Raw genomic sequence first — 14624 nt, forward strand, 5'->3', positions numbered from 1 at the left:
AAACTGACGAATCCCCGCTATTTCTCCCCCTGCTGCCAACTCGCTCTAGCGCGAAATAGCGCAGGTAAATCGTCGACTGTCTTCTTATGAGATTTACTCAGAGTAAAAATTTCACGTTGCTTTTGATAATAAACGCCTAAAGGCACAGGAAACTCAGGAAAGTTGAGACGTGCAAGGCGCATTGCAGCGATAAAATTACTCGAATCGTGGCGATAAGCTAAATCCCCTTGATTAGCCACTTGCTGTAAAGATTCGCCTTCTAGGGTTAAAGCCCACTCTTTCTCAGCGCCGAATAATAAGGGCGCGCCCTCTTCCAATACAATTGTTTTGTCTGCGCGATTTGTTTTTACAGCAAATGCATCGAAGGCACCGTGATTGAAGATATTGCAATCTTGATAGATTTCTACAAAAGAACAACCTTGATGTTCATAGGCTTTCTTGAGAATTGAGCCCAAATGCGCTGGATCTTTATCCACTGCACGAGCGACAAAACTAGCGCCCGATGCCAGCGCAATCATCAATGGATTAATCGGCTCATTAGATACTCCCTCAGGTGAAGTTTTGGTAACCTGCCCTTTTTGCGAAGTGGGTGAAAATTGTCCTTTTGTCAGACCGTAAACTTGGTTATTAAAAAGAAGGATATTCACATTCACATTTCGTCTCAGGCAGTGAATTAAGTGATTACCGCCAATACTCAAGGCATCTCCATCGCCGGTAATAACCCAAACCGTCAAATCATCTCGCATTGACTTAAGTCCTGTAGCAACTGCTGGAGCTCTACCATGAATCGTATGAAAGCCATAAGTATTCATATAATAGGGTAATCGTCCCGCACAGCCAATTCCCGATATAAAGACATGTTGTTCAGGTGCAAGGCCTAATTCGGGCAGAAGACGTTGCAGGGCCGCCAAAATGGCATAATCCCCACAGCCGGGGCACCATCGAACTTCCGTCGCATTAGTAAAGTCTTCACGCTTATAACTGTTGTTGTTCATGGTTAATTTCCAATTGAATGGCTTTAACAAGCTGGCTTACAGTAAAGGGTTGGCCATTGCATTGACTAATGGACTTCGCATCGACCAAATATTTAGCGCGCAGTAATTGACATAACTGGCCGGAATTTAATTCTGCAACCAAAATTTTCTCATATTTTGCGAATAACTCGGTTAACCCTTCTGGAAAAGGATTCAAGTGGCGCAAATGAAGTAGCGCAAGAGGTAAGCCCTCTGCATGACATTGATGGACGGCCGATTTCAAGCTGCCATAAGTTGAGCCCCAGCCAATCAACAAAATGTTGGCATTAACATTCCCTTCAACCACTAAATCAGCATATTCACGCGATACAGCTGCAATTTTTGCAGCTCGCAAATTAACCATTTTTTGGTGATTTTCGGCGTCATAACTAACACGTCCCTCTTCCCCTTGTTTCTCTAAGCCACCAATTTGATGGATAAAACCTGGAGTTCCTGGAACATTCCAGCTACGTGCTAAAACCTCATCTCGCTGATAGGGTTTGGGGAAGCGATTAAAATCGATCTTGGGTATTTTAATGGATTCGACTGAGGGAATTTTCCAGGGTTCAGCCGCATTAGCCAGATAAGCATCCAATAACACGATGACCGGCGTCATGTATTTAGTCGCTATGGTAAATGCTTCAATAATCGTATTAAAACAATCGGCTGATGATTGAGCTGCCAAAACGGGTAAAGGCGCTTCGCCATGACGACCATAGAGCGCTTGGCGCAGATCACTCTGACCTGTTTTAGTGGGTAAGCCTGTGGATGCCCCTGCTCGTTGTACATCAATTAATACGAGAGGCAACTCCGTCATTGCCGCTAAACCCAGACTTTCACTTTTTAAATCAAGACCAGGTCCTGAGGTACAGCTCAGTGCTAAATGACCTCCATAAGCAGCACCAATACAGGAGCACAAGGCAGCGATTTCATCTTCAGCCTGCAGCAATCTCACGCCATAGTCAGACAATTTGGCACATTCATGTAAAATGGCAGAAGCAGGTGTAATCGGATAACCGGAAACGAAAACGGGAATTTTTGTACTGACCGAAAGGGTAGCTAAAGCTAAACCAACCGCTTCAACACCGGTAATTTGCCTGTATTCTCCGCTGTCGCGATTCACTTGCCCTAGCATAAATTGGCGACGACTTAATTCTAAAGTCATTGCATAGTTATAGCCTGCCAAGAGGGTTAACTCATTTGCTTTAGCCGTTTGCGGTTGAGCTTTAAATTTTTTAGCGATAAAAGCGAGACAATTGTCAGTTGGTAAATCAAAAAGCCAGAGCACAAGCCCGAGTACATAAAAGTTTTTTGCTTTCTTCGCTTGAGCATGATTGATAGAGAGTGCTTCAATCGCTTGTAAAGTTTGGGTGATTAAAGGTAAGGATATTAAATGATAATGCTCAGCCGATTTTTCGAGAAACTCGCTTGTTAAACCCGCTTTTTGCCAATCTTTATCCGTAAAACTATCTTCATTAATAATAAGCAATCCACCCGGACTTAAAAATTGCAGCGACGTTTTCAAGGCTGCAGGGTTTAAGGCCACCAAAACATCCAGTGTTTCCCCAGCAGTAAAAATAGCTTGTTCCGCCATCGCCAGCTGGAATCCAGAAACGCCTGCTACCGTGCCAGCAGGCGCTCTTATTTCGGCGGGGAAATCAGGTAAAGTTCTCACATCACGTCCATTCAAAGCGGCTGTGATAGTTAATTGCTCACCTACCAGTTGCACCCCATCCCCGGAATCGCCGGTAAAACGGATAACAATTGAGTCAGTATTTGCCATAGTTCCTTGCTTCCAGCATAAGTTGACGCATGTCCCTCACTGCATTTTTCAAGCCAGAAAATAAAGCGCGTGCAATGATTGCATGGCCAATGTTTAATTCATTAAACTCTTTTATAGCCGCGATTGGTTTAACATTATGATAATGTAAACCGTGTCCCGCATTTACAATTAAATTAAAACTTGCCGCATACTCCGCTGCCTCTTTAATTCGCTGCAATTCTTGCTCTTGTTCCATCGCTGTTGTTGCATCAGCATAGCAACCAGTATGGATTTCGATAGCGGGCGCACCGACTTCAACTGCCGCATCAATTTGTTTTTTATCCGCGTCGATAAACAAAGAAACCTCAGAGCCGATTTGCTGTAAACGTTTTACTGCGTTAGCAACAGATTGATAATGACCTACCACATCTAAGCCCCCTTCTGTTGTTAACTCTTCACGTTTTTCAGGTACTAAACAAGCATGTTCGGGCTTTATTTCTTCAGCAAAATCAAGCATGGCTTCGGTTACAGCCAATTCCAAATTCATCCGAGTTTGTAATACTGATTTAATAAGTCTAACATCACGCGCTTGAATATGACGTAAATCTTCCCGCATGTGCAGGGTAATTCCATCTGCACCAGCTTCTTCCGCATCCATAGCTGCTTGAACTGGATCGGGATAACGAGTACCACGGGCCTGACGAAGAGTTGCGATGTGATCAATATTAACGCCGAGTAAAATTTCTTTAGACATCATTTCCACCATTTGTTAAAACAATTGCTCCAAATTATGACGCTAAATGGCGCTGGCAGCTATACTTCTATAAGAAAATCATAAGCGATTTATGTGCCAAGTTATTTGCGTGGATACAAGGAGCGAGATTTCAACTCTCTTCCTCCTAAAAGATGATCAATGGCCTGACGCATAATGAACTTCGCTGTTTTTAACAGCTTCAACTCATCGAGTTGTCCCTCTGCCAAAGCCAGAATATGTTCGCCTGGAATCCCTGCACTAGCTAATATAAAGCCTTCGTCGGGAAGAAGTTGATAACAATGATGTGCTCGAATGGGGTTTATTGAATGCGCTTCGTGAGTAAAGGATAAGGAATAACCACAGGCAAGTAGCAAAGCCCATTCGAATCGCCTTAACAAAACTTCTATGCCTAATTTATCGTTGAAATCCGCTAATCCTCGGAGGGTCTCTTGATAAATGACAAAAAGCTCCGGATAAGAATCCATCGAACTCAGCGCATAAAAAATCAATTCATTAACGTAAAGTCCAGCAAAAAGAGAATTTGCTCTCAGTTCGACTGCTTCTTTTTGAATTTCAAGTTGACGGACGAAATAATAGTCTTTTCGCACATCCACCGCTAACCACAAAGGTATAAATGGCTGTAAAATGGCTTGTTTTTTAGGCGTCCGTCCCCCTTTATACAAACAATTGAGAACTCCTTTTTCGCGGGTAAAAAAACTCACCCGCGCACTGCTGTCTCCAGAAGGGCTTTTATGTAAAACCCAAGCTTCGAGTGTCTCAGTTGTCATAGCCCAATTGTCTTAATAAACGCTCGTCATCAGCCCAACCCGATTTCACTTTGCACCAGCATTGTAGAAAGACTTTTTTGTCGAGTAATCGTTCCATATCTAAACGTGCACTAGTGGCCATTTCTTTTAATTTTTTCCCTTTGTCGCCAATGATCATGCGCTTGTGATTGTCTTTATCGACTAAGATTAACGCATGAATACGAACTAGATTTCCTTCATCTTTATAAGATTCAATATCAACGGTGGTGGAATACGGTAGTTCTTGACCACAGAGACGAAATATTTTTTCGCGCAGCAGTTCGGCGCATAGAAATTTAACAGGGCGATCGGTAAATTGATCATCAGCGAATAAATGGGGACCTTCAGGTAGGAATGCTTTTAATCGTTCTTCTAGTTGATCAACTTGCACACCAGTTTTCGCTGAGAGAGGAATGATAGCGGCAAAATCATGCCGTTGGCTTACTGTTTCGATCCAAGGTAATAATTGGCTTTTTTCGGCAATTTTATCTACTTTATTCACAGCAAGAATACAAGGAGCCCCTGCTTGTTTAATCAGCTGCAAAACATGATCATCCTCTTCATTCCAATGCGTACCGTCAACAATAAAAACAATGACGTCCACATCTCGTAATGCTGCATTGGCTGTTTTATTCATCAAACGATTCATCACTTTCTTAGAACCTTGGTGAATACCCGGTGTATCGACATACACGTACTGATACTCCCCTTCGGTTTGTATACCCAAAATACTGTGTCTCGTGGTTTGCGGTTTTCGAGAAGTGATACTTAATTTTTGCTGCAAGATACAATTTAAAAGTGTGGACTTACCCACATTAGGTCGCCCAACTAAAGCAATATAACCACAATAACTTGTCATTAATCTTTTTCCTGTATATTTTTAGCGCACTTTAACAGTAAAAAGCGGTATCGATGCTGTTAAAGATGCTATTTTGACAATTTTGCAAACAAATTTAACATATTTTGCTTGCCTTAAAAACATAAAAATTTATACTTGTCCCCAAGGTTTAAAACCTACCCCATTATCTTATGCGTACCATCATTCCATTATCAGTTAGACCTCACGATTTTTACGCTTCGCCGACAATTACGGCATCAGCGACTAGTGACCATGCCGGCATCGTGATCTATGGCTTTTTCAAAGCACAATATTTACTCCCTAACGGGGATTATTTGTTGATGATCGCTAATCATAATAATGATGCCACACAATTACTATATATCACTCATGATGCAGAAAAATTACGTGCTTTACCAGGTGAGCGCTGTGCCTCCATCGTAGCTAATGCGATTAGCCAACTTAATCGTTATCGTATCCGTTCTGATAACTATCCCAAACCTCGTACAGACGCACAATATACGAAATATGGGCTAACTCTTTCGGCTATTAAACGCCTTGAGGATTTATTAGAACAGGAAAGAGAATTAGCCATTGAAGATTGGGAAAGTCAGGAAAAATTGCGACGCGACGTCCTTAAAATTCTCTGTGAATGCGAAGATAGCAATCGTCTATTAGCGAATAACCCCGTGGTTTCCGAGGGAGAATTAGGAAAGATTTTATACGAGGCACGGAAAGCTGCTCAACATTATCAATTTAACCGAGCTTATCCAGTAAGTCGTATTGATCAACTTGATTTTACCCAAGAACCTTCAAACATAGTTGATAAACCTCCTTTCTATGTCTGGGATAGCGAGTCACATATTGGCAATGATGAGACGGCTTTATATGACACTTTAAGAGTTATTTGCCGCTTATACGACTTAAAATTAGGTTCCAAATTGGCGGATATTCCCGCTAATCGCTTTGAGCGACTAGGATTATTTTTTAAAAATTTATGGTTCAACAGCCGACAATTTATTGACTACTGGTCCTTGCCGCTTAAACCTTCTCAACCAAGCCAAACAACCAATTTATACACGGGCTTAGCCACCACCAAGATAAAACCCTACTATGCTTTGGAGGGAGTTCCTCAGCAAGGCTACAGTAGGGAAGAAATTAGCGAAGAAGCTAATCGTATCAATTTCTTTGAGCAGGATGGGCTATACTACCCTTTACCGAGTGGAGATGATTTAGTTTCCATCAGTGAATTAAGCGGAAAACATCTCTATTTAGATCAACGACTTAAACTACAACTTAAAGCTTTTTTTTCCAAATTGCCTAGCTTTTTTGTCTATGTGTATCGCAGCATAACTCAATTTATCACTCATGATCTTTACGATGATTTTATTAATCATATTCATCATGATCATCCTGAAGCGGAAGCTAGGAAAACAAAACTGATACTTAAAAAAAGAACTTCTATGCAAAAATATTTAATGTCATTGCAAGAAATTCTACAAAGTGAAGAAGGCTTGCTTGCGAATGGCCAAACTTTGGCACAGTTTATTCACACCCAAATTTCAAATTCTAATTACGTATTAGCACGTGAGGAACACCCACCTAGCTCACCAACTTACGATAATCCCCTGCACCGTTTGTTAGAGGTAACTCGACATATAGGCTCTTATTTTGTTGATCTCAGTGAAAAAAATCCAATTATAGGCACTTTGGCGCTAGCAGCCTATGCGTACGGTGGCGGGGCGATTGTTGCGCCAGACGCGCTTACTTCTTTACTAGCTAAATTGCATTTAAAAGGATTAATTACAGGGATAAAACCTACTCAAGCCTTTGCCCAATGGATGAGTCATGGCACCAGCGCCGAAGCAATTTCCGTCGCAGCGACTTATTGGCAAGGAATAGTAGTTGGTGGTGATCTGGATAAGTTTTTTATCGAAGCCGTTAAAATACTGAAAGATAATCCTGCAGAAGTAGCTATCATTACTGCCTTGGCTGTTACTCTGGGTTTTGGTTTATGTGAAGCTATCCCGGCTTTACAAGAAGAGATGGGGCAATTTCCTTACGTCAATTATGCTTTCCTGGGTTTGAAGGGAGGTATAGCAATCAATGACACCATTATGCATCCAGGTGATGACTGGCTACTTGGCACGACTAAGTGGTTATTGAGAGGGGCTCTCATTCTTATTAAGTTAATGATCGCTCCTTTTATTGAAGGTTATTATTATGGAGGGGATGGATTTGTTTCTGGTTTGGAAAAAAGTGGTTATTTATTAATTCGCACTATCAAACAAAGCATTGCTGCACTTCTTGATTTAACTTTAGCCCTATTAACCATGCCCCTTTTAGAACTAAGTAGCATGTTCATCCATGTTCCTTTCAGAGGTCTAACCAATTTCGTATCTAAGACCTTATCAACCTTAGGAAATTTGCAAGCCTTGGGCGTGACCCTTTTAGATTTTTCCCCTAAATCTTTAGTACACAATTATTTTTCAGATTTTCGTCTATCTCCACTTTATGGTTTTTCTAGTCCTTTTGGCCGCTATATAGAAAATCCCTTCTTTAATATTTTTCTTAATGGATTGATGTTGTTTATCTCTCCTCCTATACAATTGCTGAAAAATTTTGTCGTACTCCCTGGTATAGATCTCATTTCTTTAACGACTCGCGCTGCTTTAACCATCATACATCCAGTTGTTAAAATTGCGGCTTTTTCAGTTGGTACTTTTCTCAAAACAAGTGGTTTCCTATGGGATAATAGTTGTGGTTTCCTTTTTCAGTTGGCTGCCAAAGGAGTCACCTTGGGTGCAAATTGGATTGATAATCAGGCCAGTCGATTTAAACAATTTGCTTTAAGTAAAATTCAAATTTGTCGTCTTAGCATTTATGACTGGGCTTTCAAGGATGAAGATCGTTCATTCCATAAAGTGAACAATGACCAAGCCTACCTTGTAGGCCATCCGCTTCTTGTAGAAAAATTTCCTCATGGATCTAACGACAAAAATTGTCTAATGGATTTATTGATTAGAGATAAATTAGACGCTGTAACTAAAGCTAGAAACGAAGATATCAATTATCCCTCTCTATTTTCATCAAATTCACCAAGAAGGCGAGATAATAAAGACGATTCAGAAAATTTGTCCCAACTGGGTTTATATTCTTAATGGATTTTTATGATCAATAAAGGATTTTCTTTAATTGAATTAATGATAGTTATGATGATCATTAGCCTTTTTGCTGTGTTCACCTACCCTAGTTATCGCAATTCAATGACTCAAGCAAGACGTGTCGACGGACAAACTGCCTTACTTGCGCTTGCGAATCGAATGGAGGCCTATTACTCTCAACAACAGTCCTATCAAGGAGCAACGATAGCAACTGGCAATGAGAGCGATATTTTAGGAACAGAGCGTTCAGAGCAGAATTGGTATCGGTTAAAAATAACAGAACAATCCGATACCCGCTTTAGCCTGCAAGCTATTCCAATTAGAGCACAGGCCACTGCGGATGAACTGTGTCAAACGCTCACGTTTAATAGTCTTGGCGTGAAAGGGATTACCGCAGGTCCAGTGGGTCTGCCTAAGGGTCATACAACCCAATGTTGGTAGTATGGACTAGCTTGCGTGCAAGACATTTTGACTATTGAGTAGACAGTTGATTTGTGTATACTCTATAATATTAGTTATTGTTTTCTACGAGCTTTATCATGCCTGATCAGTCAAATTCCTCATCGTCTAAAACCTTGACCGCGCTCAAAAAGCCTGCAACTCATGCAGTAGCCAAACCCAGCAAAGATCAAATGGCCACCCAAAATAGTCACTTGGAAGATCCCTACGAGCGTCTATTTGTTCAACTCCTCGGTCAAACAGGCTTAAAAAACACGAAACAAGCTGCGGCATTTTGGAAAAGTATTGCAGGTAAAACGACTAAAGCACTTATTCATGAGCAAGTAGCGTTATTTGCAACCTTTAAACAAATTGTACACCAAAACAATTTAGATAATTATATTAGAAAACTGCGCATTATGTCCTTTTTATATTTAATCGCAGTTTATAGGAAAAAGGCTCACGCTAAAGAGTTAAACGCAGCTATTCAAAAACAAATCGACAGAATAGCTACCCAAAATCAACGCAGTGCCGTGAAAGAAGTTGAATCCTATCTTCCCAATGCAAATCAGCTTATTTTTTCGCAAACGTATGCAGCTTATCAGTTAGCTTCTCAGCTCATTGACAGCGCTTTGGAAGAAAAGCTTAAAGAAGCTCAAGCACTTGAAGAAGAATTAGCTGCATTAGAAATTGAACACAAGGCAATTCTTCAGCGTTACGCCGTCTTCGAAGATAGCCTTGATCAGTTAGATAAAGACTATGAACTCTTTGAACAAAGAACTGAAGGCAAATCAACTGAAGAAAAAATTAAAGAATTTAAAGAAATGATTGCTGCTCTTCATCAAGCTATTGATGAAAAGCAAAAAGAAATCGATGGATTCGTTAATAATAATCAGGATGAAGAAGTCACTAAGAAATTTGATGAGCTCAATGCGCTTAATGGTCGATCTGTAGGTATGGACGATATTTTAGCCGTACTTGAAGATAAAAAATCTTTTTACGACGCAAGCGGTATAAAAGTTCCATCCTATAAAATGGCGGTTTTCATTCTTCCTCACACTCTAAGACTTTATATTGACCCTCAATCTGGATTAGTTTACTTGCTCACAGCAATGCCTAATCTTAGTGCTACCGATCTGAAACATCGATTTGACGCTTTATCTCCTGATGATAAATTATCGGCACAACGCCATTACGAACACTCTAAACCGACAATTTCTAATATCAGATACGTTGTTGGGACTAATAAAGATCAGGAACTCACACTAAATCTGACAAAAACTCAACACGCTTTGGCACATAGCGACAGACTGCAACAGCAAATTTTAGATCTTAGCAATCAAGCTGCATCTATTGCGGCCTTTATGGATCAAATTGCAAATGAATTAAGTCCTGATACACCATTACCTTTGCCTAAACCGACAACTCCAACGCCTAGCCCTTCAGGTGTGTCTGTAAAAAAAGACCCTGTTTCCAAGGCCCAAATTTTTCGGCACATACTGGAATTAATTAAATCGAATCCGACTAAAGAAGCCATTGATCGCTTCGCTGATAGCTTTAAGTTAAAAAATGGAAAACCAAATAAAGAAGCCCAAGATTTAATTAGAAATACTATTATACCAGGTATGCCAATACCCAAAATGACAATGGATTTTCTACTACAAAATTTACCTCGTTTTGCTGTAACTGCTAATAGCCCAAGAGTGACTCCTATCCCAGATAAAACTCTAGACAAAACAATAAATCCTCCCTCACCCACTCCGTTTAAAACAACGCCTTATTAAGTCCCAGCGTTCTATAGTGAGTGTAGGTTGGGACTTGGCCCAACCTTTCATCAACTTTCCAGACTAATCAATCGGTTGGGCCAAATTGCAACCCCGTGCTGGTTCAACTTAGCTCCCTGTTTTGCAAAGAGTCAAGGATAAAAACATTCATTCGTTTTTTCCCAAATACTATGTAGATAACACTTGATAAGCAAGCGTAACTCTTCTAACATGGACAAATTACAGCTTGCTTAGCGAACCAATTATGATGAGTGATAAACTGTTTGGAAATCAATCAATTATTGTAACTTTAGACGTCGATGCACTGTTGTTCGACAGACTGAAGCAAATTGGGCAAGCAGGATTTTCCATTGTTGAGATTAATTGCAGTGAGCAAGCGCTGTTAAAAAGAATCATTGATGATTTCCCCAACTTACGCGTTGGAGCAGGTAACATTACCAATACGCAACAGCTCGAAGAATGTTATCACGCCGGGGTACACTTTGTTTCCAGTCCTGGTTTTTTGCCCGCTATCGCACAAACCGCTTCAATCTACTCGATCAATCATCTTCCAGGCATTGCAACCATTTCTGAGGCTATGCAAGTAATGGCCTTAGGTTATCATCAAGCGCGACCCTACCCAGCTAATTTAGCATTTTGTGCATCGCTTAATAAGTGCTTGCCTATGTTACGTTTATTTCCAGCGGAAGTAGAATGGGATGAGGCTGAGCATTATCTTAGTCTCCCAGCCGTTGCCGCGGTTAGCATTGTTAATCCCGAAAGTAAGCATTTACATGCTTTATCGACCGGGGTTTTTGCATAAATCGATAAATAATAGAAACGCTCCAATACAAATAGCGCTATCGGCTAGATTGAATACTGGCCAGTGGTGGTTTTCATAATAAACATCAATAAAATCAATAACATGGCCCAATACTGCTCTGTCATATAGATTTCCTACAGCACCTCCGAGAATTAAGCTGACAGCCAGAGATTGCAATCTCGCTTTTGGCGATAACCGCACCAGCCAGACCACTAAAACTATAGACATGACTATGCTAAATCCTGCAAAAAACCACCGATGCCAACTTCCTGTTCCACTTAAAAAACTGAAAGCGGCGCCAGTATTGTAAGCCAGGGTGAAATTAAACATTGGGAACAGGGGTTCCGGCTGATAGGGAATTAGATTAGTAGCAGCCCAGTATTTACTAAGCTGATCCAAAAGTATGACTATAAGACTTAAAAGAAACCAGGGCCATTTTTTCATGCGAAATGCCTCACTTCATCACGACCACTAATATTATCAATACAACGTTGGCATAACTCTGGATGTTTAGGATCCGAACCTACTTCCTCACGTCGATGCCAACAGCGTCCACATTTTTCGTACTCACTTGCACGAACTGATATAGCGAGATCCAAATCGTTAGATCTTAAAGTCTCAGCTTTACACTGATCCATCGGCTTTACAATAGCAGAAGAAGTGATTAGCACAAAACGCAATTCGTCTCCTAACTTCTTAAGCACAGGGAATAATTGCTCACCTGCGTAAAGTGTAACTTCTGCGGCTAAAGCTGAACCAATTAGCCCTTCTTTCCGTTGGCTTTCAAGCGCTTTATTAACCTCATCGCGCACTGCTTGAAGTTGTTGCCAGAATATCATGTCCATAACTTCAATTTGTGGCCATTGATCATACCATTGTTCAAGAAATACAGATTCACTTGATTTACCGGGTATAAACTGCCAAATCTCATCGGCAGTAAATGATAAAATCGGGGCTAGCCAACGGGTTAAAGCCTGAACAATATGATACATCGCAGTTTGGCAAGAACGTCTGGCCAGGCTATTTTTTGCTGTGGTGTACTGGCGATCTTTAATCACATCAAGATAGAAACTTCCCATATCCACTGCACAGAAATTATGAATCTTCTGATAAATGACATGAAAATGATAATTCTTGTAAGCTTCTTTGATTTCCTCTTGCAATTCTTGACATCGCTTAATTGCCCAACGATCTAATTCAACAAGCTGCGTCGCTTTAAGTAAATTCTTTTCGGGGACGAAATCAAATAAATTAGCCAGTAAAAATCGAGCGGTATTGCGAATACGACGGTACGCATCTGCATTACGTTTGATTATTTCCTCGGAAATACTCACTTCATGGCGATAATCAGTCGAGGCAACCCATAAGCGCAAAATATCAGCACCGTGCTGATTCACTAATTTGTCGAGGGCAACGTAATTACCTTTGGATTTAGATAATTTTTTCCCTTCCGCATCGACTGTATAGCCGTGGGTTAATACTGTTTTATAGGGTGCGTGGCCATAGATAGCAACTGCCGTGGTGAGGGATGAATTAAACCAACCACGATGCTGATCTGAACCCTCAAAATAAACGTCCGCAGGTAAACCGAGTGCTTCATTTTGTTTTAAAACACAATAATGTGATACGCCGGAATCAAACCAAACATCGAGAGTATCGCTAATCTTTTCGTAGTCACTCGCATCAGCGCCTAAAAACTCAGCGGTATCGAGTTCAAACCAGGCATTAATTCCGCTTTTTTCAACTTTTAAAGCAATCAGCTCAAGCAATTCGATCGTTTTAGGATGAAGTTCCCTTGTGGATTTATGCACAAATAAGGGCATCGGTGTACCCCAAGCACGCTGCCTGGAAATGCACCAATCAGGTCTTGTTTCAACCATATTGGCAATACGAGCCTTACCCCAATCAGGAACCCAATTCACCTTTTCAATTTCAGCCTTAATTGCCTGACGTAAGCCATTTTTATCCATGGCAATAAACCATTGAGGAGTCGCAAGAAAAATCATCGGCGTTTTATGGCGCCAGCAATGTGGATAGCTATGGCGTATTGATTCATGATGTAAAAGGACCTGATGTTCTTCCAAGACTTCAATAATTTTTTCATTCGCTTTTAAAACAGAAAGCCCAGCGAATAAAGGGACATCCTTCGCATAGCAACCATTTGCCATCACTGGATTAATAAGCGGGAGGTGATAGGCCTGCCCTACTTGGTAGTCTTCTGGACCATGCGCTGGTGCGGTATGCACACAGCCTGTACCTGAGTCAATGGTGACATGGTCACCCAGGATGATCGGTACCTGGCGCTCATTGAAAGGATGCTCTAATGAAATTTTTTCAAAGACTTGGCCTGTCGCCTTGCCTTTGATTTGATAATTTTCAATGCCATAACGAGCCATCACCGGCTTCAGCAAATCGTTACTGAGTAGATAATAATTTTTACCGACATCCACTAGCACATATTCATAGTCCGGATGCAAACAAACGGCTTCATTTGCAGGCAAGGACCAGGGAGTTGTTGTCCAGATTGGAACGATGATTGGCTTCAGAGCTAAAGAACTATCGATTAAACTAAGGATCTTTTCAGGCTCAGCTGCGTAAAAAGCGACATCAATCGAGGGCGAAGTTTTATCTTCATATTCAACCTCAGCTTCAGCTAAAGCAGAACCACAATCGATACACCAATGAACTGGCTTAAATCCTTGCTGTAAATGCCCATTTTCAATCACCTTACCCAGGGCACGAATAATATTGGCTTCGTAAGAATAATCCATGGTAATGTAGGGATGTTGCCAATCGCCAAAGACACCTAAACGTTCAAACTCTTCACGCTGAATATCAATTTGGCTTGCAGCATATTCGCGGCATTTAGCACGAAACTCTGTGGCGCTAATTTTCATTCCGGCCTTGCCTACTTTTTTCTCAACATTCAACTCAATAGGCAAACCATGACAATCCCAACCGGGAACAAAGGGCGCATCAAAACCACTCAGTGATTTTGATTTTGTAATAATATCTTTAAGAATTTTGTTAAGTGCATGGCCGCAATGTAAATGCCCATTCGCATAGGGAGGGCCGTCATGCAAGATAAAACGTTTTGAGCCGGCACTAATATCTCTCATTTTTTCGTAGATAGCTTTAGTTTGCCAGTTGACTATCATCTGTGGCTCGCGTTGAGCAAGATTAGCCTTCATTGGAAAAGACGTTTCTGGTAAATTTAAAGTATCTTTGTATTCTGCCATCTGTGCCTACTCTGTTAATGCATT

Annotated in this window: 11 protein-coding genes; 4 read left to right on the plus strand and 7 right to left on the minus strand. The window is 41.0% G+C overall.

The features are described 5' to 3' along the window. Window positions 1-17: 17 nt before the first annotated feature. From Ldro_RS09835 to era, 5 genes are all read right to left on the minus strand, one after another. The gene (locus Ldro_RS09835) at window positions 18-995 is read right to left on the minus strand and encodes a 2-oxoacid:ferredoxin oxidoreductase subunit beta (protein ID WP_058496248.1); all 978 of its coding nucleotides are present in this window, start codon (window positions 993-995) and stop codon (window positions 18-20) included. Beyond that, window positions 976-2796 carry a 2-oxoacid:acceptor oxidoreductase subunit alpha gene (locus Ldro_RS09840; protein WP_058496249.1) on the minus strand — a complete coding sequence of 607 codons (1821 nt, stop codon included), beginning with the start codon at window positions 2794-2796 and terminating at the stop codon, window positions 976-978. The genes Ldro_RS09835 and Ldro_RS09840 overlap by 20 nt, the downstream gene beginning before the upstream one ends. Beyond that, window positions 2783-3529, minus strand: a complete 747-nt coding sequence (gene pdxJ / locus Ldro_RS09845) for a pyridoxine 5'-phosphate synthase (RefSeq protein ID WP_058496751.1) — start codon at window positions 3527-3529, stop codon at window positions 2783-2785. The genes Ldro_RS09840 and pdxJ overlap by 14 nt, the downstream gene beginning before the upstream one ends. A gap of 101 nt (window positions 3530-3630) precedes the next feature. Next, window positions 3631-4317 (minus strand): DNA repair protein RecO, encoded by a 687-nt coding sequence (gene recO, locus Ldro_RS09850; protein WP_058496250.1) that lies wholly within the window; start codon window positions 4315-4317, stop codon window positions 3631-3633. Next, window positions 4307-5194 carry a GTPase Era gene (era, locus tag Ldro_RS09855; RefSeq protein ID WP_058496251.1) on the minus strand — a complete coding sequence of 296 codons (888 nt, stop codon included), beginning with the start codon at window positions 5192-5194 and terminating at the stop codon, window positions 4307-4309. Before era ends, recO begins: the two co-directional genes overlap by 11 nt. A gap of 170 nt (window positions 5195-5364) precedes the next feature. Here era and Ldro_RS09860 point away from each other — a divergent pair, with 170 nt between their 5' ends. From Ldro_RS09860 to Ldro_RS09875, 4 genes are all read left to right on the plus strand, one after another. Beyond that, window positions 5365-8334 carry a hypothetical protein gene (locus tag Ldro_RS09860; protein ID WP_058496252.1) on the plus strand — a complete coding sequence of 990 codons (2970 nt, stop codon included), beginning with the start codon at window positions 5365-5367 and terminating at the stop codon, window positions 8332-8334. Between the two features lie 9 nt (window positions 8335-8343). Then, a complete protein-coding gene (locus Ldro_RS09865) occupies window positions 8344-8778 on the plus strand; it encodes a type IV pilin protein (RefSeq protein WP_058496253.1) in 435 nt (144 codons plus the stop codon). Window positions 8779-8876: 98 nt separating this feature from the next. Then, window positions 8877-10559 carry a hypothetical protein gene (locus Ldro_RS09870; RefSeq protein WP_058496254.1) on the plus strand — a complete coding sequence of 561 codons (1683 nt, stop codon included), beginning with the start codon at window positions 8877-8879 and terminating at the stop codon, window positions 10557-10559. 244 nt (window positions 10560-10803) lie between these two features. After that, window positions 10804-11361 carry a multidrug DMT transporter permease gene (locus Ldro_RS09875; RefSeq protein WP_058496255.1) on the plus strand — a complete coding sequence of 186 codons (558 nt, stop codon included), beginning with the start codon at window positions 10804-10806 and terminating at the stop codon, window positions 11359-11361. On the opposite strand, the gene lspA is transcribed toward Ldro_RS09875, so the two are convergent. Together lspA and ileS are read right to left on the minus strand one after the other, a co-directional pair. Beyond that, window positions 11338-11805, minus strand: coding sequence for a signal peptidase II (gene lspA / locus Ldro_RS09880; RefSeq protein WP_058496256.1), 468 nt, complete (start codon window positions 11803-11805; stop codon window positions 11338-11340). The two genes, Ldro_RS09875 and lspA, sit on opposite strands and share 24 nt — an antisense overlap. After that, window positions 11802-14600: an isoleucine--tRNA ligase gene (gene ileS / locus Ldro_RS09885; protein WP_058496257.1), complete on the minus strand. Its 2799-nt coding sequence runs from the start codon at window positions 14598-14600 to the stop codon at window positions 11802-11804. Before ileS ends, lspA begins: the two co-directional genes overlap by 4 nt. Between the last annotated feature and the right edge of the window lie 24 nt (window positions 14601-14624).

Origin of the sequence: Legionella drozanskii LLAP-1 (genome assembly GCF_001467585.1) — a bacterium.
In the GTDB taxonomy this organism is placed as follows: Bacteria; Pseudomonadota; Gammaproteobacteria; order Legionellales; family Legionellaceae; genus Tatlockia; species Tatlockia drozanskii.